The 21,140-nt window shown below is 49.5% G+C and carries 17 protein-coding genes; 2 read left to right on the top strand and 15 right to left on the bottom strand.

Annotated features, from left to right (window positions below; all coding sequences use genetic code 11):
• Positions 1-16: 16 nt before the first annotated feature.
• Positions 17-298: a HesB/YadR/YfhF family protein gene (locus tag WN59_RS02245; RefSeq protein WP_046511894.1), complete on the top strand. Its 282-nt coding sequence runs from the start codon at positions 17-19 to the stop codon at positions 296-298.
• Positions 299-358: 60 nt separating this feature from the next.
• Here the strand turns inward: WN59_RS02245 and acnA are convergent, their stop codons facing one another.
• Together acnA and WN59_RS02255 are read right to left on the bottom strand one after the other, a co-directional pair.
• Positions 359-3,061 (bottom strand): aconitate hydratase AcnA, encoded by a 2,703-nt coding sequence (gene acnA / locus WN59_RS02250; RefSeq protein ID WP_046511898.1) that lies wholly within the window; start codon positions 3,059-3,061, stop codon positions 359-361.
• 174 nt (positions 3,062-3,235) lie between these two features.
• On the bottom strand, positions 3,236-4,825 hold the full coding sequence (locus WN59_RS02255) for a BCCT family transporter (RefSeq protein ID WP_046511901.1): 1,590 nt from the start codon (positions 4,823-4,825) through the stop codon (positions 3,236-3,238).
• Positions 4,826-5,068: 243 nt separating this feature from the next.
• On the opposite strand from WN59_RS02255, the gene mscL reads away from it, so the two are divergent.
• Positions 5,069-5,443: a large conductance mechanosensitive channel protein MscL gene (gene mscL, locus WN59_RS02260; protein ID WP_197073382.1), complete on the top strand. Its 375-nt coding sequence runs from the start codon at positions 5,069-5,071 to the stop codon at positions 5,441-5,443.
• A gap of 45 nt (positions 5,444-5,488) precedes the next feature.
• On the opposite strand, the gene WN59_RS02265 is transcribed toward mscL, so the two are convergent.
• The 13 genes from WN59_RS02265 to clpX all read right to left on the bottom strand — a co-directional run bounded on the left by WN59_RS02265 (position 5,489) and on the right by clpX (position 21,138).
• Positions 5,489-6,898 (bottom strand): YfcC family protein, encoded by a 1,410-nt coding sequence (locus tag WN59_RS02265; RefSeq protein ID WP_046511904.1) that lies wholly within the window; start codon positions 6,896-6,898, stop codon positions 5,489-5,491.
• A gap of 135 nt (positions 6,899-7,033) precedes the next feature.
• The gene (locus WN59_RS02270; RefSeq protein ID WP_046511908.1) at positions 7,034-8,305 is read right to left on the bottom strand and encodes a bifunctional folylpolyglutamate synthase/dihydrofolate synthase; all 1,272 of its coding nucleotides are present in this window, start codon (positions 8,303-8,305) and stop codon (positions 7,034-7,036) included.
• A gap of 3 nt (positions 8,306-8,308) precedes the next feature.
• Complete coding sequence (locus WN59_RS02275) at positions 8,309-10,936, bottom strand: valine--tRNA ligase (protein WP_046511910.1); 2,628 nt, start codon at positions 10,934-10,936, stop codon at positions 8,309-8,311.
• 290 nt (positions 10,937-11,226) lie between these two features.
• Positions 11,227-12,300 (bottom strand): AbrB family transcriptional regulator, encoded by a 1,074-nt coding sequence (locus tag WN59_RS02280; protein ID WP_046511913.1) that lies wholly within the window; start codon positions 12,298-12,300, stop codon positions 11,227-11,229.
• Between the two features lie 88 nt (positions 12,301-12,388).
• Positions 12,389-12,928 (bottom strand): c-type cytochrome, encoded by a 540-nt coding sequence (locus WN59_RS02285; RefSeq protein WP_046511917.1) that lies wholly within the window; start codon positions 12,926-12,928, stop codon positions 12,389-12,391.
• A gap of 73 nt (positions 12,929-13,001) precedes the next feature.
• A complete protein-coding gene (gene hemL, locus WN59_RS02290; protein ID WP_046511920.1) occupies positions 13,002-14,288 on the bottom strand; it encodes a glutamate-1-semialdehyde 2,1-aminomutase in 1,287 nt (428 codons plus the stop codon).
• A gap of 1 nt (position 14,289) precedes the next feature.
• Positions 14,290-15,270 (bottom strand): porphobilinogen synthase, encoded by a 981-nt coding sequence (hemB, locus tag WN59_RS02295; protein ID WP_046511923.1) that lies wholly within the window; start codon positions 15,268-15,270, stop codon positions 14,290-14,292.
• 26 nt (positions 15,271-15,296) lie between these two features.
• Positions 15,297-15,974, bottom strand: a complete 678-nt coding sequence (locus WN59_RS02300; RefSeq protein WP_231577064.1) for a uroporphyrinogen-III synthase — start codon at positions 15,972-15,974, stop codon at positions 15,297-15,299.
• Entirely contained in the window at positions 15,961-16,884 is a 924-nt protein-coding gene (gene hemC, locus WN59_RS02305) for a hydroxymethylbilane synthase (RefSeq protein WP_046511926.1), read from the bottom strand. The genes WN59_RS02300 and hemC overlap by 14 nt, the downstream gene beginning before the upstream one ends.
• 14 nt (positions 16,885-16,898) lie before the next feature.
• Positions 16,899-17,723, bottom strand: a complete 825-nt coding sequence (ccsA, locus tag WN59_RS02310) for a cytochrome c biogenesis protein CcsA (RefSeq protein ID WP_046511930.1) — start codon at positions 17,721-17,723, stop codon at positions 16,899-16,901.
• 15 nt (positions 17,724-17,738) lie between these two features.
• Positions 17,739-19,088: a glutamyl-tRNA reductase gene (hemA, locus tag WN59_RS02315; RefSeq protein WP_046511933.1), complete on the bottom strand. Its 1,350-nt coding sequence runs from the start codon at positions 19,086-19,088 to the stop codon at positions 17,739-17,741.
• Between the two features lie 137 nt (positions 19,089-19,225).
• Positions 19,226-19,813 carry a ribosome biogenesis GTP-binding protein YihA/YsxC gene (yihA, locus tag WN59_RS02320; protein ID WP_046511939.1) on the bottom strand — a complete coding sequence of 196 codons (588 nt, stop codon included), beginning with the start codon at positions 19,811-19,813 and terminating at the stop codon, positions 19,226-19,228.
• A gap of 65 nt (positions 19,814-19,878) precedes the next feature.
• On the bottom strand, positions 19,879-21,138 hold the full coding sequence (clpX, locus tag WN59_RS02325) for an ATP-dependent Clp protease ATP-binding subunit ClpX (protein ID WP_046511942.1): 1,260 nt from the start codon (positions 21,136-21,138) through the stop codon (positions 19,879-19,881).
• Positions 21,139-21,140 lie beyond the last annotated feature (2 nt).

Here is a 21,140-nt window from a genome sequence, read left to right on the forward strand (position 1 = left end):
GAAAGGATTGATCAGCATGCTTAAAGTCACTGACAATGCAGTTAATTGGATGAAAGAAGAACTCGACCCTGAAAACGGCCAAGGTGTAAATATCTATGTAAGATATGGTGGAGAAACCCAGCTCAAGCAAGGCTTTTCCCCTGCCCTTACAGTCGACACCATCCCTGACGACAGTAAAGTCTTCGAATACGACGGCATAGACATTTTCATAAAAGAAAGTGATCTTTGGTACTTCGAAGATTCAGAGCTTACGGTTGATGTTAACGATCAGGAAGAAATAGCATTTGCAGATAATTGAAAAATGATTAAAAAGAACAGCCCATCTCATGCGAGATGGGCTGTTCTTATGAAGCCGTTCTTATTTGAGTTTGTTTCTGAGAACAAGCTGCAGGATTCCGCCGTGGCGGTAGTAATCCACTTCAACTTCAGAATCAAAGCGCGCTTTGACTTTGAATTCTTTTTTCTCACCTTTGTCATCCGTTGCTACGACATCGAGAAGATCTCCCGGTTTCACTGACTCATCAACCTGGATGTCAAATGTTTCACTGCCGTCGAGGCCAAGTGCATCCGCATTTTCGCCGTCAACAAACTGCAGCGGCAGCACACCCATCATTACAAGGTTTGAACGGTGAATCCGTTCATAGCTTGCCGCAATAACTGCTTTGACACCAAGCAGGTTCGTACCTTTGGCAGCCCAGTCACGGCTGGAGCCCATGCCGTAGTCGTCTCCTGCTACAACGACGAGGCCTGTACCATCCTGCTGATACTTCATCGCTGCATCATAGATGCTCATCACTTCACCCGTCGGCCAGTAAGTTGTGAATCCGCCTTCTGTGCCCGGGGCAATCTTGTTGCGGATACGGATGTTTGCGAAAGTACCGCGCATCATTACTTCATGGTTTCCGCGGCGGGAACCGTATGAGTTGAAGTCTCTAGGAGACACACCCTGTTCGATCAGCCATTTTCCTGCCGGTGTATCCTTGCCGATTGCACCTGCCGGTGAAATGTGGTCTGTTGTCACAGAGTCTCCAAATTTACCGAGTACACGCAGGCCGTTAAGCGATTCTACTGTGCCTGCTTCTTTCGACAGATCCTGGAAGAATGTCGGGTTCTGGATGTAAGTGGATTTCGGGTCGAAATCGTAAAGCGGTGCATCGGTTGTTTCAATATTGTTCCAGATTTCATTGGAATCAAATACGCTTTCGTATTCTTTCCTGAACAGTTCAGGTGTCACTGTGCTCATGACTGCATCCCTGACCGCTTTTGTGGAAGGCCAGATATCCTGCATGAATACATCGTTGCCTTCTTTGTCCTGACCGATCGGTTCAGATTTAAGGTCGATGTCCACAGTTCCTGCCAGCGCATAAGCAACCACAAGCGGCGGTGAAGCCAGATAGTTCGCTTTGACAAGCGGATGGATTCTTCCTTCGAAGTTACGGTTACCTGAAAGTACAGAAGACACAAGCAGATCATTGTCCACGATTGTTTCCGTGATTTCAGGCTTGAGCGGACCGGAGTTGCCAATACATGTTGTACAGCCGTACCCAACAAGGTTGAAGCCGAGCTTATCAAGGTATTCCTGCAGCCCTGAGTCTTCAAGATACCCTGTAACGACCTTGGAACCCGGAGCCAGTGAAGTTTTGACATAGGCCGGCACTTCAAGTCCTTTTTCAACTGCATTCTTGGCAAGCAGGCCTGCGCCAAGCATTACGTACGGGTTGGATGTATTCGTACAGGAAGTGATGGCAGCAATCACCAGATCGCCTGTGCTGATTTCAGCAGTACCCCCATCTTTGAAGTTGACTGTACCTTTTTTGTCGAATTCAGATTCGTCCATGCCGTGGCCATGGTTGCCGCTTTCGGCTGTAACGGATTTCCTGTACTCATCCTTCATCTCTGACAGAGGGATGAGGTCCTGGGGACGCTTCGGTCCTGCGAGTGAAGGTTCAACCGTTGAGAGGTCAAGATCCACTACATCAGTGTAAACTGCTTCCTCTTCCGGATTGAAGAACATGCCGTTCTCTTTCAGATACTGTTCCACAACAGCGAGATGCTCTTCAGAACGTCCTGTCAGACGCATGTAATCGATTGTTTCAGAATCCACCGGGAAGAAACCGCAGGTTGCACCGTATTCCGGCGCCATGTTTGCGATTGTCGCGCGGTCGGCGAGTGGTAGTTCAGTGACACCCTGGCCGAAGAATTCAACGAATTTGCCGACTACCCCTTTTTGACGGAGCAGTTCAGTTACACGAAGTGCAAGGTCAGTCGCTGTTGCACCTTCAGGCAGTGCATTTGTCATTTTCACCCCAATGACTTCCGGTACCGGGAAGTATGAAGGCTGGCCGAGCATGCCCGCCTCAGCTTCAATTCCGCCGACACCCCAGCCGAGTACGCCCAGGCCGTTGATCATTGTAGTATGGGAGTCCGTACCTACCAGAGTATCCGGATAAGTGACGAGGCCGTTCTCTTCCTCTCTGATATGCACAACATTAGCAAGATACTCGAGATTGACCTGGTGCACGATACCTGTTGCAGGCGGTACAGCTTTGTAGTTGTCAAACGCTTTAGTCGCCCAGTTCAGGAATTCATAGCGCTCCTGGTTCCTTTCGAATTCAAGTTCCATGTTTTTCTGGAGTGCATCATGCGTACCGTATTCATCAACCTGGACAGAGTGGTCGATGACGAGGTCGACAGGCACTTCGGGGTTGATCTTCTGAACGTCGCCGCCGACAGCATCCATCGCTTTCCTGAGTGATGCAAGATCGACAACGGCGGGAACACCTGTGAAATCCTGAAGAATAACACGTGATGGTTTGAACGGCACTTCATTGCCTGCATTGTTTCCTTTATCCCACTGTGCCAAAGATTCGATATGTTCATCTTTGATTACTTTGCCGTCATACTGTCTGAGTACCGACTCAAGCAGCACTCTGATCGAGTATGGCAGCCTGGAAGTTTCCGAAAAACCTTTTTCAGTAAGGGTTTTCAAACTGAAGTAGTTATAATCCTTACCGCCAACACTAAATGAACGCTTTGCAGCTTCATTTAAATTCTGACTCATAGTTAATAGCCCCCTATCAATATTTCAGTCATGCGACTGCTCATATCAATTGTATAACTTAAATTTATGGTTGTAAACGAAACCCGACTTAAAAGGGACATAATTACGATACAAAAAAATGACCTATAGTGATAAGCATTGCTTATGACCATAGGTCGGAATTATAACTATATATTAATTATTTTCTTTGTTCTCTTCCCTTTCCAGTTCCTCTTCGTATTCTTTCATCATCTTCTCATAGCGGGTCCCTTCATAATCCGGTTCAATGAGCAGGTTCAACGCTTTCTGCTCGTCGGAAATATCCTTGTAGGTCGCTATCATTACGAATATCAGTATGATGGAGAACGGAAATGCCGAGATGATTGCCGCTGCCTGCAGCGGAGCGAGTCCGCCGCCCATGAGCAGTACGATGGCGATCAGCGTCTGTGCGAGCCCCCAGATCATCTTCACTCTAGTGGGTGGTGTCAGTGAACCGTTGGTCGTCTGCATACCCAGTACAAATGTTGCCGAGTCGGCAGAAGTGATGAAGAAAGTTGAGATCAGCAGTACCGCAACTATAGATATGATCAGCCCCATCGGCATGCTATTGAACATTTCGAACATGATTTCCTCAGTGGCAAGGTCTCCGAAGCCCCCGAACAGTTTTTCGGCTTCAATTGCACTGACACCGAATACACTGAACCAGAAGAAACTGAGCACTGCCGGGCCGATCATGACCGCCAGTACAAATTCACGGATGGTACGTCCACGGGATACCCTGGCGATGAAGATGCCGACGAACGGGCTCCAGCTCATCCACCAGCCCCAGTAGTAGATTGTCCATGATCCGAGCCATTCGCTCTTCTGGCCATTGAGCGGCGCCACATCATAACTCATCTGGATGAAGTTGCTCAGCATGCTGCCGAATGTATCCGTCCACATATTGAGTATGAGGACTGTCGGTCCTGCAACAAGCGTGAAGATGAGAAGAAGGCCGGCAAGCACCATGTTGGCGTTACTCAGGTACTGGATGCCTTTTGACAGGCCGGACCACGCACTCCACATGAACAACACGGATACGACGGAGACGATAAGTATCTGGACGAAGATGTTGTTCGGAATGCCGAACAGGTAGTTCAATCCGCCGTTGATCTGCATGACACCGAGTCCAAGTGAAGATGCAACCCCCATGATGGTCGCAAGCACTGCCAGGACATCGATGGCTGTCCCCAGTCCACCTTCCACGCGGTCGCCGAATATCGGGCGGAGCGTCCTCGAGATGAGTCCGGGCTCCCCTCTTCTGAACTGTGTGAATGCAAGAGCCAGGCCTACAACAGCGTAAACCGCCCAGGCATGGAATCCCCAGTGGAAAAACGTCCTTCTGAGCGATTCCTTCATCGCTTCATCGGTGCCCGGCTCCGCTGTCGGCGGGGTCAGGTAATGACTGAGCGGCTCAGCCGCACCCCAGAATACAAGACCGATACCCATACCAGCACTGAACAGCATTGCAAACCAGGAAACCGTCCTGAATTCCGGACGTTCCGTCGGTTTGCCAAGCCGGATCTGGCCCATCGGTGTAAATACGAACAAAAGACAGAACAGTATCATCACAGTAGTGATGGATACATAATACCAGCTGAAATTGATGGTTATGAAACTTTGGATAACACTGGTCACATTGGAAAAGTTGTCAGAGAAAAATGCCCCGTAAAGTACCAGCAATGCTGTGATTACAGCAGCTATCCAAAACACCGGGGACAACTTCGCTTTGTTTTCATCTTCCATGTTATTCCTCCTCGTTGTAGATGTTGGTGAAAAATTATCCTCCTAAAACACTTACCCATACTACCACAGCCTTAACCGGTTATCAACTTACATTTTATGGAATAACTTCCTCCGCCGGCAGCATTTCATACAGAAAATGTATACAAATTGTGATTTTTTATTTGTATCTACAAGTGATAAGTGGCATATTATTATTTGCGCAGGCTTAACAAATGTGCAATCTCAGACGAAGGAGGAATTGTCATGTGGAAAGAATTCAAAGAATTCATTGCGCAGGGGAATGTACTTGATCTGGCAGTGGCAGTAGTACTTGGTGCTGCATTCGGGAAGATTATCACTTCACTCGTTGAAAACATCATCATGCCCGCCATCGCCCTTATTTTCGGTGACACGGATTTCGCTTCAAACTGGTCTTATATGGGTATTACTTACGGCGTGTTCATCCAGTCAATCATCGATTTTCTCATTATCGCGGCAGCAATTTTCCTGTTCGTCAAACTTGTCAACAAAGTATCCAGAAACAGGTTTGTTGAAGAGGAAGAAGAGGAGGAGCAGATACTGCTCCTCAGGGAGATCAGGGACTCATTGCAGAACAAGAACGATAAACCCGGACTCTAACCTTGAGAGAGGGACGGCGGATCAGACCGCCGTCCCTCTTTTCAGTCATGTTATATTCAGGATTGTGGCGGCCACCAGCGCAATTGCAGCTATGATCAGCCATATCAGTGTTATCTTCCACACGAATTTCACCCATTTGATATACGGAATGCCTGACACGGCGAGCACTCCCATCAGTGAGGCCGATGTCGGAATGATCGTATTCGTGATTGCATCACCGTACTGGAATGCAAGGACCGCAATCTGCCTCGGAATTTCCTGCAGATCGGCGATCGGTGTCATGATCGGCATTGTGGTCACCGCCTGCCCGGAACCGGACGGTATGAAAAAGTTGATGATGACCTGTATGAGGAGCATGCCGAGCACGGACACTGATTTTGGCAGATAATCCAGAACACCGCTCATGCTGTTGATGATCGTGTCGATGATCATCCCGGATTCGAGCACCACAAGTATCGCCCTTGCAAAACCGACGATGATGGCACCGTAGACGACAAGTTTCATACCGTCTATGAAGGCATCAAAAATATCGTTGACCTTCATCCCGCCGACAAATCCTGCGAGTATCCCGACAAGGAAGAAGTTTGCGGATAGCTCGGTCAGGAACCAGCCGTGCTGGAAAATGCCGTAAACATTGATGACGATTCCCAGGAAGAAAGTGAGCAGGATGAAAATATGCCGCTTCTTAAGTTCACCGAAATCCATGACATCTTCTGTGAAATTGACCTGTCCGTTCTGTGATTCATGATGGATCAGACTCGCTTCGGGATCTTTCTTCACCCTTTTGGCATAGTGCATGACGTACCATACCGCACTGCCCAGGACAAATACATAGACGAACGTCCTGAATTCCCACCCCGAGAATATGGTCAATTCCGCTATCTCCTGTGCAATCCCCACGGTGAATGGGTTGAGCATGCCGCCGATGAAACCGGAGGCTGCACCAAGTGTGACCATTGCCGTTCCCACCATCGCATCATAGCCGAGAGCCGTCGCCAGTACAATGCCGATCGGCACGAAGATGATCGCCTCCTCGGCCATTCCTGTTGTAAAACCAAGTACTGAGAAAACGAACATGATGACTGGAATCATCAGTTTCTCATTCCCTTTGACCGTGATCATGATTTTCTGTATCGCCGCTTCAATCGCCCCCGTCGCACGGATGACACCGAATGCACCCCCGACCAGAAAGATATAGAAGATGATCTCTCCCCCATCAATAAGACCGAGCGGGATGGATTTGAAAAGGTCGAAGAACGACACCGGGCTCTGCTCGGTCTGTGCATAGCTTCCAGGTACAACCTCCGTCCTGTCATCAATCTCCACCCTTTCAAACTCACCGGCAGGTATTACATAGCTCAGCACTGCCGAGATGATCACCACAGCAAGCAAAATAGCATAAGTATGCGGGAACCTGGGTCCCTTTTTGATATTCTCTGTCTCTTCTTTCAACATAAAATCCCCCTGTTAAATGATAATTCCATTATACATATAGCAAAGGGAAATGTCTGAATAATTTAATAAATAGACGGAATATGACATCATATCATTAAAAAATCCAGTACAGCATTGAACTGTACTGGATTCTATCTACTTGCTGTTAAAATGCTGTTTCACTTCACTGATGAAGTAAAGGCTCCCTGTGACAAGGAGCATATCCCCGTCGAATTCTTCCATGAAGCGTCTGTAGTCACTCACTTTATGTTTGTCGGGATGATTCACCGTCTCATATATCTCTTTCATTGACAGTGCCTTCGGAAAGTCGAAATGGGTCACATGGAACTCATCAGCGATGCCTGAAAGCATATCCACCATGCTGGCAAGCGGTTTACCCTCTATCGCCGAGAACAGGACAGATATTTTTCTGTCGCTGTAGTTTTCTCTGATGGTGTCGACCAACGCTCCCACCGCTTCATTATTATGCGCACCATCCAGGATGATCAGCGGCTTGTCCTGTATTTTTTCGATCCGGCCGGGCCATGTCATCGCTTCAATTCCGTGGATCAGCTTATTGAAGTCGAGCATGGCTTTATCATTGTCGTGCAGTTCAAGAAGTGCGGCAATTGCAAGTGCGGCATTCTCCTCCTGGTGCCTGCCTGCCATCTTCAGCTGTATATCCGGAAAATCATACTGTCCGTACTGGAACTGGAATTCACCTTCTTCGGCATCCCGAATCAGGATGATGTCCCTGCCGAGTTCGATTCCTCTGGCATGGTTATCATCGAGGACTTTGTGTATATAATCCCGTGCACTATCATCTTTGACGCTGAAGACGAGCGGTATGCCCGGTTTGATGACGCCGCTTTTATCCTTGGCAATGTCGAGCAGCGTATCGCCCAGGATATTCGTATGGTCGAGACCGATGCTTGTCAGTACTGTCATGATCGGTCCGAATACATTTGTCGAATCGTTTTTGGCACCAAGACCCGCTTCAACGATGACGAAATCGACGGATCTGAGCCGTCCGAAATAGACGAACATCATCATTGTGATGATTTCAAACTCGGTTGCCGTACCGAGGTCCGTCTCCCTCTCCATATCTTCACTGACCGGCCGGACGATTTCAACGAGACGCACGATATCATCATCGCTGATCGCCCGCCCGTCGACGGAAATGCGTTCGTTGAACGTTTCTATATATGGCGAGGTGAATGTGCCCACGCTGTAGTCATTGTGATTCAGCGCACTTCTCATATACGAGACGGTGGAACCCTTGCCGTTCGTTCCGACGACATGGATTCCGTTGATATTCTTCTCCGGATTCCCGATCCTTCCAAGCATCCATTCCATTCTTCTGACACCCGGTTTTATCCCGAATTTGATACGTTCATGAATCCAGTCGAGACTATCTTTGTAATTCATGTTCTAACCCTTTCTTTTAAGGCTGTCCAGACGTTCCTTCACTTCGTTGTACTGGGACTGGTAGCCGAGCTTTTTCTCTTTCTCCTTATCCACGACGGCCCGGGGGGCGTTGTTCACGAACTTTTCATTGCCGAGCTTGCCATCTACACGCTTGAGTTCTCCTTCAAGGCGCCCAAGCTCCTGCTCAAGCCGTGCAGCCTCCTCTTTCATATCGATGAGTCCGGCAAGTGGCAGTATGACCGTCGCGCCTTTGACCACATCTGTTTTTGCATCATCATCCACCCGGATGCTTTCCGCAATCTCAAGTGTCTCTGGATTACAGAACCTGTCGATATAGCTGCGGTTCGTCTCGACAGCTGCGCGCCTTTCTTGATCCTTCACTTCGATCTGGATATCGATCGGCCTGGACAGCGGGGAGTTCACCGCACTTCTCGTCTGCCTCACCGATTTGATGATGTCGACGAGCAGCGCCATGCCTTCCTTGGATTCCGGATATTTATGGTTTTCATCCGCCACAGGCCATCCGCTGACAACGATGGAACGGTTGCTGTCGATCGTCTGATAGATCTCTTCGGTAACGAAAGGCATGAACGGATGGAGCATCTTCAGAATGCTGTCGAGTGTATGCAGCAGCACCGACCGTGTCATCGCCTTCTCTTCGTCCGTACCTTCGGTCATGGGCACTTTCGCCATCTCGATGTACCAGTCACAGAATTCATCCCAGATGAAGTTATAGAGGAGGCGTCCCACTTCGCCGAATTCATATTTCTCTGACAGTCTCGTCACATCTCCGATGGTTTCATTCAGACGGGTGAGGATCCATTCGTCGGCAAGTGTCTTTTCGCCTTCGAGATTGATGTCATCCATGCCGAAGTCTTCACCGATGTTAATCAGGCTGAACCTTGATGCATTCCATATTTTGTTGATGAAATTCCATACCGACTCCACTTTGGCATCGGAGTATTTCAGGTCATGTCCCGGCGTTGATCCTGTAGCCAGGAAGTACCTCATTGCATCTGCACCGAATTTGTCGATGACATCCATCGGATCGACGCCGTTGCCGAGTGATTTTGACATCTTACGGTTCTGCTCATCACGTACAAGACCATGCAGCAGCACATCATCAAACGGATTTTCCCCGGTATGCTCAAGGGAGGAGAAGATCATTCTCGCCACCCAGAAGAAGATGATGTCATAACCTGTCACAAGGACATTGGTCGGGAAGAACTTCCGGAGATCCTCCGTTTCCTCCGGCCATCCCATCGTTGAAAACGGCCACAGGGCACTTGAGAACCATGTATCCAGTACATCCTCATCCTGCTCCCAGTCCTCTTCATCCGCCGGCGGCTCCATCCCCACGTGTATCTCCCCCGATTCCTTATGGTACCAGGCGGGGATCTGATGGCCCCACCACAGCTGCCTTGAGATGCACCAGTCGCGGATATCTTCCATCCATCTGCGGAAAGTGGCATCAAAACGCTCTGGTACGAAGTCGATCGGATCTTTTGAATCCTGGTTGTCGAGACTCTTCCTGGCGAGGCTGTCCATGCTCACGAACCACTGTGTGGACAGGTATGGTTCGACGACCGCGTCACTTCTCTCGGAGTGTCCGACGGAATGGACATGCGGCTCTATTTCAATCATCAGCCCCTCGTCTTCAAGGTCTCTGACCAGCGCCTTCCTGCACTCGAAACGGTCCATCCCCTCATACTTACCGGCAAGCCCGTTCATGGAACCGTCCGGATGCATCACATTGATGCGCTCGAGGTTATGGCGTTCACCGATGACGAAATCGTTCGGATCGTGCGCCGGTGTCACTTTCATCACGCCTGTGCCGAATTCCTTGTCCACATAGGCATCCGCGATGATCGGAAGTTTCCTGCCGACGATCGGCAGTATTGCGTTCTTACCGATGATATCCTTATAGCGCGCATCTTCAGGGTATACGACTATGGCTGTATCACCGAGCATCGTTTCCGGACGGGTGGTGGCGATCTCCACATGACCACCGTCTTCAAGCGGATATTTCACATGATAGAAATTCCCTTCGACCTCTTTATGGATCACTTCGATGTCACTGAGGGCCGTCTCTGTTGCCGGGTCCCAGTTGATGATATACTCCCCGCGGTAGATCAGCCCTTTATTGTACATGTCGACAAAGACTTTGCGGACCGCCTTTGACAGGCCTTCATCCATGGTGAAGCGTTCCTTGTCATAATCCAGGCCCAGGCCGAGCTTCTCCCATTGGCTCCTGATGAAATTTGCATATTCCTCTTTCCAGTTCCATGCATGCTCCAGGAAACTTTCCCGCCCGATTTCATGCCGGCTGATGCCCTGCTCACGGAGCCGGGCATCCACTTTTGCCTGAGTTGCAATACCCGCATGGTCCATGCCGGGAAGATAGAGTACTTCGTAGCCCTGCATCCGCTTCATGCGTGTGATGATATCCTGGAGCGTAGTGTCCCAGGCATGGCCGAGATGCAGCCTGCCGGTCACATTCGGCGGCGGAATGACGATGGAATACGGTTCTTTGTCCGACGTCGCGTCAGACTTGAAATAGCCTGCTTCCACCCATGTTTGATACTTGCCTTCCTCGACTTTTGCCGGATTGTATTTTGTAGGCATATCCATAATGATCTCTCCTTATTTTTTGCATAATAAAAACTCCCGTCCAGAAATAGGACGGAAGTTCCGCGGTACCACCTAAATTCAGCATTGGTCATGCTGCACTTGAGATGATTAACGCTCATCAGACGTCCCGTCCTACTGCATTTTCAGACGGAATCAGCATGCAGACTACATCCGCGGTGTGCTTCGGTATGCTTGCAGCCTGCGCATACTCTCTTCAACCCGCACTTCCGGGACCTTCTGCCGTGATGTTTATAGATTTAAGTTTATAGTATTCCAACCAGCCGGAACTGTCAAGTTTCTTCCCCGTCCTCCCTGCGGCGCCGGCGGTTCCTGGACAGGATGATGTTGATCACCGGTGCAACAATCAGCAGGATGAAGAAGATCCTGAATATATGATAGCTTGAGATCATTGCGATGTTCGCTCCCATCTCCACTGCAACTATGATGATCTGGCCGATGCCGCCGGGTGCTGCACTCAGGAACAGATCATTGAAGTTATGCTCCGTAAGCAGGATGAAGAGGATGACGATCATGAACGTACCCAGTATAAGGAGTACATTCTGGACAAGCATCGACACCACCATGCGCCTGTTCAGCCTGCTGACCAGTGAGGAAATCTGGATGCCGACACGGATGCCGAACAGCACCTGTGCGAGGTACATGAATTCCACATCTAGGGCAAATGTATGGTCTGTGGAGAGGTTCCACACCAGCACGCCGATCATCGGGGCAATCATTACAGGGACCGGAAACTTCAAAAGTTTGAGGACGAACGTGAGCACCACTGCCCCGGCGGCCAGTATGAGCATTTCAGGCACGAGCACAGAAGTGAGGTCCGGTTCAATATCATCCGGTATACCGGGAGCACCGTCTGAAAAAACACTGGCTATGAAGGGGACCAGGATGACAACGAGGACGATGCGGGACATCTGTGTAAGAGTTACCAGAAGCAGGTCGGCGCGTTTTTCCTCCTCTGCCATCAGAATCATCTGTGAAAGCGCCCCGGGTGTTGTTGCAAGGACCGCAGTTTCATATGTACAGCCTGTCATTTTCGTGAAAAACCTGGCCAGTATCAGACTGAGGATGATGACCATCAGGGTAAGCAGCACGATATTGAACACATCATCCTGCATATCGATTATGGTCTCCTTGGTGAAGGTGGAGCCGATTTCGATACCGATGATGAAGATGCCGACGTCGCCCATCCACTTCTTAAACCCTGTATCCCGTCTGGTCAGCCGCTGGAAGATCACTGTTGCGACCATCGCCCCGAAAAGCCACGGCAGAATCATGCCGGCTGTCTGCAATATCCATGAAAGGGTCATTGCCGCAGTAAACAGGAACAGCAGCCTCAAATATTTCATTATGTAAAACCTCCCCTTTGTACCATCTGTATGCCTTTGCCGTAAACAACAAAAACTTCCACATCGAATGCGGAAGTTTTTGTATCAGTTATTGGCCTGCCATGAATTCATAGAGTGCAGTCAGGTCTTCATCAGCAATCTGATCCTGGCTGAATGACGGCATTGATCCCCGGCCGTTTCTGACAACATCAGTGAATTCACCTTCATCGAGGCTTGTGCCTGCAAGCGCAGGTCCCATGCCGCCGGAGAAGTCCTGACCATGACAGGACGCACAGTTGTCGCGGGCAAATCCTTCAGCATCGAAGTCGCCTGTGGATGCCTCTTCACCGCCGCCTTCTCCGCCGCTTTCCTCTTCGCCTCCGCCGGATGATTCTTCGGAAGACTCCTCTTCCTCTCCTCCGCCGGTAAGCGCAACACCACCGTTACCTGTGGCAAGGTGTATTACAAGAGGGATAAGTAACAAAAGGATGATGATCGGAGTGATCCAAACAAGCGGGTTTCTCTTGTCATCCTCTTTGTGTTCAATCATTTCTCTGTTTTGGCCATCGACGAACGTTTTGTCTTCGTCTCTCTGCCCTTTCATGAACTTGTCTTTATCGGACACATGCTTGTCCTTATCATTTGCCATGTACACAACCTCCATTTATGTGTTTAAGTCAATTATACACTTTATTTATTTTCCGTAAACGGTATAAATTGAGTTATTCTGCTTTAATTTTGTCCAGGGCATTACTGAATGCCGTCAGTGTTTTACTTATGTCCTCTTCGGTATGTTTAGTCGAAAGGAACATGCCTTCAAACTGGGACGGCGGCAGGTATACGCCCTCTTCAAGCAGGTTGCGGTACATTTTGGCAAACAAGCCGAGGTCGCTCGTATTAGCCGAATCGAAGTCTGTAACCGGCCCTTCAGTGAGGAAGAAACCGAGCATCGAACCGGCACGGTTGACAGTGATCGGATAGCCTTTTTCACTGAATATCTCCTTCAGACCGTTCTCAAGCACGTCGCCGAGGCGGTTGAAATGCTCATAGCTCTCCGGCGTGAGCTGCTTCAGTGTTTCAAGGCCCGCTGTCATGGCAAGCGGGTTCCCTGAAAGCGTCCCCGCCTGGTAGATGTCGCCGGTCGGTGCAATGCGCTCCATGATGTCGCGGCGGCCGCCGTAGGCGCCGACCGGCAGTCCGCCGCCGATGACTTTTCCGAGACATGTGAGGTCGGGGGTGATTCCGTAATGGCCCTGGGCGCAGTTATACCCCACCCTGAAGCCTGTCATGACTTCATCGAAGATCAGGAGAGTGCCGTTCTCCTCTGTGATCCTTCGGACGAAATCAAGGTAGCCTTCCACAGGAGGAACGACGCCCATGTTGCCGGCAACCGGCTCCATGATCACTGCCGCAATGTCTTCGCCGAATTGGTCGAACGCTTCCTTCAGGCTCTCTTCATCATTGTATGGCACCGTGATCGTGTTGGCGGCCGTACCTTCCGGCACTCCCGGAGAATCCGGAAGTCCGAGCGTCGCCACCCCGCTGCCCGCTTTTATGAGCAGCGAATCGCTGTGCCCGTGGTAGCACCCTTCGAATTTGAGGATCTTGCTGCGGCCTGTGAATCCTCTTGCAAGCCTCAGGGCCGCAAGTGTTGCTTCTGTACCCGATGACACCATGCGTATCATTTCCACAGAAGGCACACGGTCGATGACCAATTCCGCCAGCTCGTTTTCAAGTGATGTCGGTGCACCGAAACTGGTGCCTTTTTTGGCGGCTTCAGAAACCGCGTCCACCACTCTGTCGTCACTGTGGCCGAGGATGAGCGGACCGAAACTGAGCACATAGTCGATATATTCATTGCCGTCGACATCATATGTCCGGGCATCTTTGGCATGATCGATGAATACAGGATCCATCCCTACTGAATTGAACGCCCTGACAGGACTGTTCACACCGCCCGGCATGAGTTCCATTGCTTTCTTATAGAGTGCCTTCGAATTTTCGTACATGCTATTCCATCCCTTCATCAATCATTCTGCAAAGATCTTTTGCGAAATAGGTGATAATCATATCCGCGCCGGCACGTTTCATGGATACCATCTGCTCCATGATCACTTCTTCATCAAGCAGTCCCATATCAATGGCGGTACGTGTCATTGAGTATTCTCCGCTTACATTATACGCCACTACAGGTACGTTTGAATTGTTCCTGACATCACGGATGATATCAAGATATGACAATGCGGGTTTTACGATCATCATATCGCATCCCTCTTCAAGGTCGCTTTCAAGCTCACGTTGTGCTTCAAGTCGGTTTGCCGGATCCATCTGGTACGTCCTCCTGTCACCGAATGATGGTGTGGAGTCGGCGGCATCCCTGAAGGGGCCGTAGAACTTGGAGGCATATTTGATGCCGTAGCTCATGATCGGAATGTGGCTGAAGCCGTTGTCATCGAGACCTTTTCTGATTTCACTGACAAACCCGTCCATCATGTTGCTCGGGGCAATGATATCCGCTCCGGCCCCTGCCTGAGAGACCGCTGTTTGGACGAGCAGCGGCAGGGTGCTGTCATTATCCACATCTTTGGTTTCACTGTCGATCAGACCGCAGTGTCCATGGTCTGTATATTCACAGAGGCATGTATCCAGTATCACAAGGATGTCAGGATGGAGCCTTTTGCTGATCCTGCATGCTTCCTGCACGACACCGTGGTCATGGTATGCGCCTGTGCCTTCGGGATCCTTTTCATTCGGAATGCCGAAAAAGATGACGGATTTTATCCCCAGGCGGCTGACTTCCTCCAGCTCTTCTTCAAGCAGGTTCAGCGATACCTGGAATACGCCTTTCATCGACGGTACTTCTTTTCTGACATCATCCGCTTCCACTACGAATATCGGATAGATGAAATCTTCTTTTGTCACTCTGGTCTCCCTGACCATATCTCGCATAAACGCCGTCCTTCTCATACGGCGATGTCTGTCAAAATTCATCGTTACACCTCTGATTAACTCTTTTTTCAAGCATGTCGAACATATCCTGCAGTGTCTCTTTTTCCGGCCGGATACTGTCGATTCCCCTTTTTTTTTAATGCATCATGCGTCACATGGCCGATTGCTGCCACAACCACATTTTCAAGTATGTCCCGGCTCATCTTCCCGGCGAATGCTTCGACGCCCGACGGGCTTGAGAAAGTGACCGCATAAGCCCCTTCCTCCAGCAGCCTTTCGATCTTTGCAAGTGACTCTTCATCCGGGACGGGATGATAAAGCCGGATACGCGTGACCTCCGCGCCGGCGCCGCTCAGGTATTCATACATGAGTGGCCGGGCGTTGGCACTCACGGGGTAAAGGATCCGTTCTCCTTTTTTTACAGCAAACTCCTCCATGAATTTCTCCTGGGTATAGCCGCTCGGTTCAAAATCGACATGCATGCCATGCTCCGCCATGGTCTCACTCGTCCTTTTACCGATGCTGGCCAGTCTGTTGAATTTGACCCTGCCAAGGAGCGGGGCAAAATGTTCCACCGAATTCGGACTGGTCAGAATCAGCCAGTCGTATTCCCCGTCCAGCACGTCTTCGTCGAAGGGCAGCAGCTCGGTTCTGATCACCGGTGCATGCTCGATGGTAAAATCACCGGACCCTGCACTCCCCATTCTGCTCTGGGTAACAATTACGACCGGCTTAGAGCGATTCATTGATCCTGTCAATGATGTCCTTGGCCCCGATACGTTCCATCTCATCCGCTACAAGGTTGCCAAGCGTTTCCGGATTTTCATGGGATTTTCTGACGAGGTACTGCTCACTGCCATCTTCAGGCATGATGAGGCCGGTCAGGTACAGCTCGCCATCTTCATATTTTGCATGTCCGCCAATCGGCACCTGGCAGCTGCCGTCCATACGCTTCAGAAATGCCCTCTCGGCATTTGTACATGCTGCATCCTCCTCGGAATGGACCTTCTGCAGCATTTCAATGAGTTCCCTGTCATCAGAGCGGCACTCTATGCCGAGTGCGCCCTGGGCGATTGCAGGAATGAAAGTTTCAGGATCCAGATATTCAGTCACGATATCATCGGACCATCCCATGCGCTTCAGTCCCGCCGCAGCAAGGATGATTGCATCATATTCACCGGACTCCATCTTTTTGATGCGGGTGTCGATGTTTCCGCGCACCCATTCGACTTTGATGTCATCCCTCATTGACAGCAGCTGGGCGCCGCGGCGGAGACTGCTCGTCCCTACCACGCTGCCTGCCGGCAGGTCTTTGAACGTCACCTTGTCATTGGAGAGGAAGGCATCGCGCATATCTTCACGCTGCGGCACACATGCGATGGTGAATCCTTCTGACAGGGTGCTCGGCACATCTTTCAGACTGTGGATCGCCATGTCGATTTCCTTGTTTTCAAGCGCCTGTTCGATTTCTTTGACAAAAAGGCCTTTGCCGCCGACTTTTGACAGCTGCACATCCACGATGCGGTCACCTTTGGTGACGATTTCCTTTATTTCGACATCCATGTCAGGATAATGTTCCTTCAGACTGTCTATGAACTGCTTCGACTGTGTCAGCGCCAGGCCGCTCCGCCTTGATCCTACGATAAATTTTCGCATTCGGTATTTCTCCTTTAATAACCCCAGAAATGGAACTGGGAGAGTTGTGTGATGAAAATATAATTAAGCATGCAAATGAAGAAGATGATGACATTCAATTTGGCAAAACGCAAAATATTGTGTTCCGTTTTCAGATGGAACAGCAGTGCGGCATACAGCAGCAGCACAATGCATGTGCCGAGGACTTTGATATCAGTGAATATCTGCGTTCCCATTATATTGATGCCCCACATCGCTCCGAGCAGGATGCTGATTGCCATGCTGCACACACCGAAAAGCAGCGTGCGCACCATCATCTTTTCTGCCGTCCCTACGCTGAACAATGAAAAGAAAAGCCGGTTGAAACGCTTCTTTTTCAGATTATCATACTGGATGACATAAATCACGGCATGCAGTGCAGAGACGAAGAACAGGACATATGCAAACAGGGCAAGACCGACATGGATGACGAGCAGCTCATTCATCAAAGTGGAAACTTCGGTCGTCCTCGAGTACTGCACCGGTGCAAAGGTATGAACGGCGAACAGCATGAAAGCGGTCAATACATATATGAACAATGCAATTTCCGAATCACTTCTCCTGTAGTGCAGGAGGCCGGTCAGTATTATGAGTATGGACAGTGCATACAGACCCTCAAATGTAGTCTGGACCGGAATCCGGCCGATGCTTACACTGATGCCGATGAAACCTGTGATCTGCAGTCCCGCCGCCGCAACTGCAATATAAAACGAAACCTTCCTGGCCTGGCGATTTCTGAAAAACAGATCGTAGCTCAGCGCAGAAAGGCTTATAAAATATAATAATAGAATAAATTCATGGATGCGGAACATAAAGTCCATATGTTACCCACCTGTCTAATCGAGTGCGAGCTCCTGTTTTCTGGCACGGAGCCTTTCCTGATTTTTGGCTTTATCCTGCTGTCTGATCTCATTCACTTCGTCTTCGATGCCGAACAGCTGCTGGATTTCATCCAGTTTCACATCCGCTTTTCTGCTGCCTGCAATCTCTTTCGTATAGATGATGGGATCTTTGAGCATCTGGTTTATGATGCTCTTCATGTGTTTGGAGATGATTGTCCGCTCACGGTCGGTCATTTCCGGCATTTTTCTTTCCACACTCTGGAATGTATCTTCATGTATACTGAGCGCTTTGGATCTTAGCGCCTGGATGACCGGTACAACACCGAGCATACTCACCCACTCTTCAAAACTGTCCATGCTCTCTGCAATCATCGCTTCAATCTTGAGTGCCTCTTCCCTGCGGGTGGAAAGGTTGGCATCCACGAGTCCCTGCAGGTCGTCCACATTATACATGTAGACATCATCCAGGCTACTCACGCCGGGCGCGATGTCACGCGGCAGGGCAATGTCCATCAGCACGAGCGGTTCCCTCATCTTCCTGTCAGCCAGAGCGTTCCTGACAATGTCTTCGGTAATGACATGGTTTCTCGCCGCTGTACTTGAAATGACGATATCGGCATCCGCAAGCTGGGCTTCCAGCGTGTCGAACGGTGCACTCTCACCGCCAAAACGCTGTACCAGCGCCTGCGCCTTGTCCTCTGAACGGTTGATGACCGTCAATTTGTTGATACCGTTCGATGTCAGATTGAGCAGGGATTGCTCCGCCATTTCACCCGCGCCGATCACAAGGACTTTGCTGTCGCTTATATTGGAGAAGATCTTCTTGGCCAGTTCAACCGCGGAATATGAAATTGATATTGCATTTTTTGAAATATCCGTTTCACTGTGTCCCCGTTTTGCGACTGTAATCGCCTCTTTGAAGAGCTTGTTGAAGATTGTCCCTGTCGTATGTTCCTGCTGTGCAGTAAAGAAAGCCTCCCTGATCTGTCCGAGGATCTGCGTTTCTCCCAGCACCATGGACTCAAGCCCTGCTGTCACTCGGTACAGGTGATGGATGGCTTCGTCCGCCACCTTCACATCCGTGATGCTCTTCACTTGGTCAAACTCGAGACCGAACCAGTCCGAGAGGAATTTCTGGGAATAGTACTTGCCAGTATGCACCTGGTCACTGACCACATATAATTCAGTACGGTTGCATGTAGAAAGCAGTACAGCTTCAAGTATGCTTTTTTGTTCTCTTAATCTGTGGAGTGCCGGAATGACTTCCTCATCTTCAAAAGCCACCAATTCTCTTTCTTCGACACTCGCTTTTCTGTAATTCAGACTTAACGCAATAACGTGCATCCGAATTGCCCCCCAATCCATATTGCACCTTCACAAGGTACTTATAACACATATCATTTTAACAGAATGTGAACATATTATCCATGCCGCCGCTCTTATTTATACTGATTATAAATAAGAAATTTTTGTGAACATTTTCATATGTGATCGGCAATCGTCTGGATGACAAGCGGCAGGTTCTTCTTATCCGTTGATGAGAACGGGATGATGGTATCCTCCTCCTCAAATTCGATGCTCTCTTTGATTATCTTCAGATGCTTCTGCACTTTGCTTTTTGGAATCTTATCCATCTTAGTACACACGACAATTACCGGTATTTCGTAATATTTGAGAAAATCATACATCAGAATATCGTCTTCGGTCGGTTTATGCCTCATGTCTATAAGCTGGATGACTGCCTTCAAGGCTTCCCTTTCCGTGATATACGCTTCTATCATCGCGCCCCATTTCTCACGCGCCTTCTTTGATTCCTTTGCATACCCGTAACCGGGTACGTCCACAAACACGAACTTCGCGTCCATGTCATAGAAGTTGAGCGTCTGGGTCTTTCCCGGCTTCGACGAAGTCCTTGCGATATTCTTCCTTCCCGCCACTGCATTGATGAAAGACGATTTCCCAACATTGGATCTTCCACTGAGCGCTATTTCCGACAGTCCGGTTTCGGGATACTGGTCGGGTCCTACTGCGGATATGAGAATATCCACACTTCCCGGGTTTATTTTCATATTTCCATTCCTTTCAGCAAAAAGAGCTGTCCGGTTAAAGACAGCTCAGGTGAATTATCATTCGCTTATGCGCTTTTACGTTCCGGATCCAGCAGTTCGCCGTTTTCATCATAGAGCAAAGGCTGCGCTTCATCCTGGATGGTTTCCCTCGTAATCTTGACTTTACGGATCTCTTCGTTTGAAGGGATGCTGAACATGATGTCCACCATGCGCTCTTCGATTATCGAGCGGAGACCGCGTGCCCCCGTCCTTCTTTCGATGGCGAGTTCACTGATTGCATTGAGTGCATCCTCATCAAACTCAAGTTCGACGTTGTCAATCTCAAGCATCTTCTTATACTGCTTGACGAGCGCATTTTTAGGCTCTGTCAAAATAGAGTTAAGCGCTTCGACATCAAGCTCCTCAAGATAGCTGATGATCGGTACACGGCCGATGAATTCAGGGATCAGGCCGTAGCTCTGGAGGTCGTCCGGACGCACACGGCTCATAATTGCATCTTTATCGTCGAATTTCTCGCTGGATGCACCACCGAAGCCGATGACCTTTTCACCGATCCTTCTCTTGATGATTTCATCCATACCGTCAAATGCACCGCCGATGATGAACAGGATGTTCGTCGTATCTATCTGTATGGACTCCTGGTTCGGATGCTTTCTTCCGCCCTGCGGCGGCACGCTGGCTGTCGTACCTTCGAGAATCTTGAGCAGTGCCTGCTGCACGCCTTCACCCGATACATCCCTTGTAATTGAAGTGTTTTCGCTCTTTCTGGCGATCTTGTCGATTTCATCGACATAGATGATTCCCTGTTCTGCCCGTTCAACATCAAAGTCTGCAGCCTGGATCAGTCTCAGAAGGATGTTCTCTACATCGTCTCCCACATAACCCGCTTCAGTCAGACTTGTCGCATCCGCAATTGCGAACGGTACATTGAGTGTCCTTGCGAGCGTCTGAGCAAGAAGTGTTTTACCACTGCCGGTAGGTCCGATGAGTGCGATATTACTCTTGGAGATTTCAACGCCGTCCTCATTATTCTGATTGATGCGCTTGTAGTGGTTGTAGACCGCCACACTAAGCGCACGTTTGGCTTTTTCCTGGCCGATGACATAGTCATTCAGGGATTCGAGGATCTCCTGCGGCTTGGGAATATCAGTGATCACTTCAGTCTTCTCTGATTTGAGTTCCTCTTCGATGATCTCGTGGCACAGTTCGATACATTCGTTACAAATATAAACACCGCTGCCTGCTATCAGCTTCTTAACCTGTTCCTGATCCTTCCCACAGAAAGAACAAGTCAGGTTAGTGTCGTCTTCATTAAATTTAAACATAT

This window comes from Salinicoccus sediminis, assembly GCF_000986795.1.
In the GTDB taxonomy this organism is placed as follows: domain Bacteria; phylum Bacillota; class Bacilli; order Staphylococcales; family Salinicoccaceae; genus Salinicoccus; species Salinicoccus sediminis.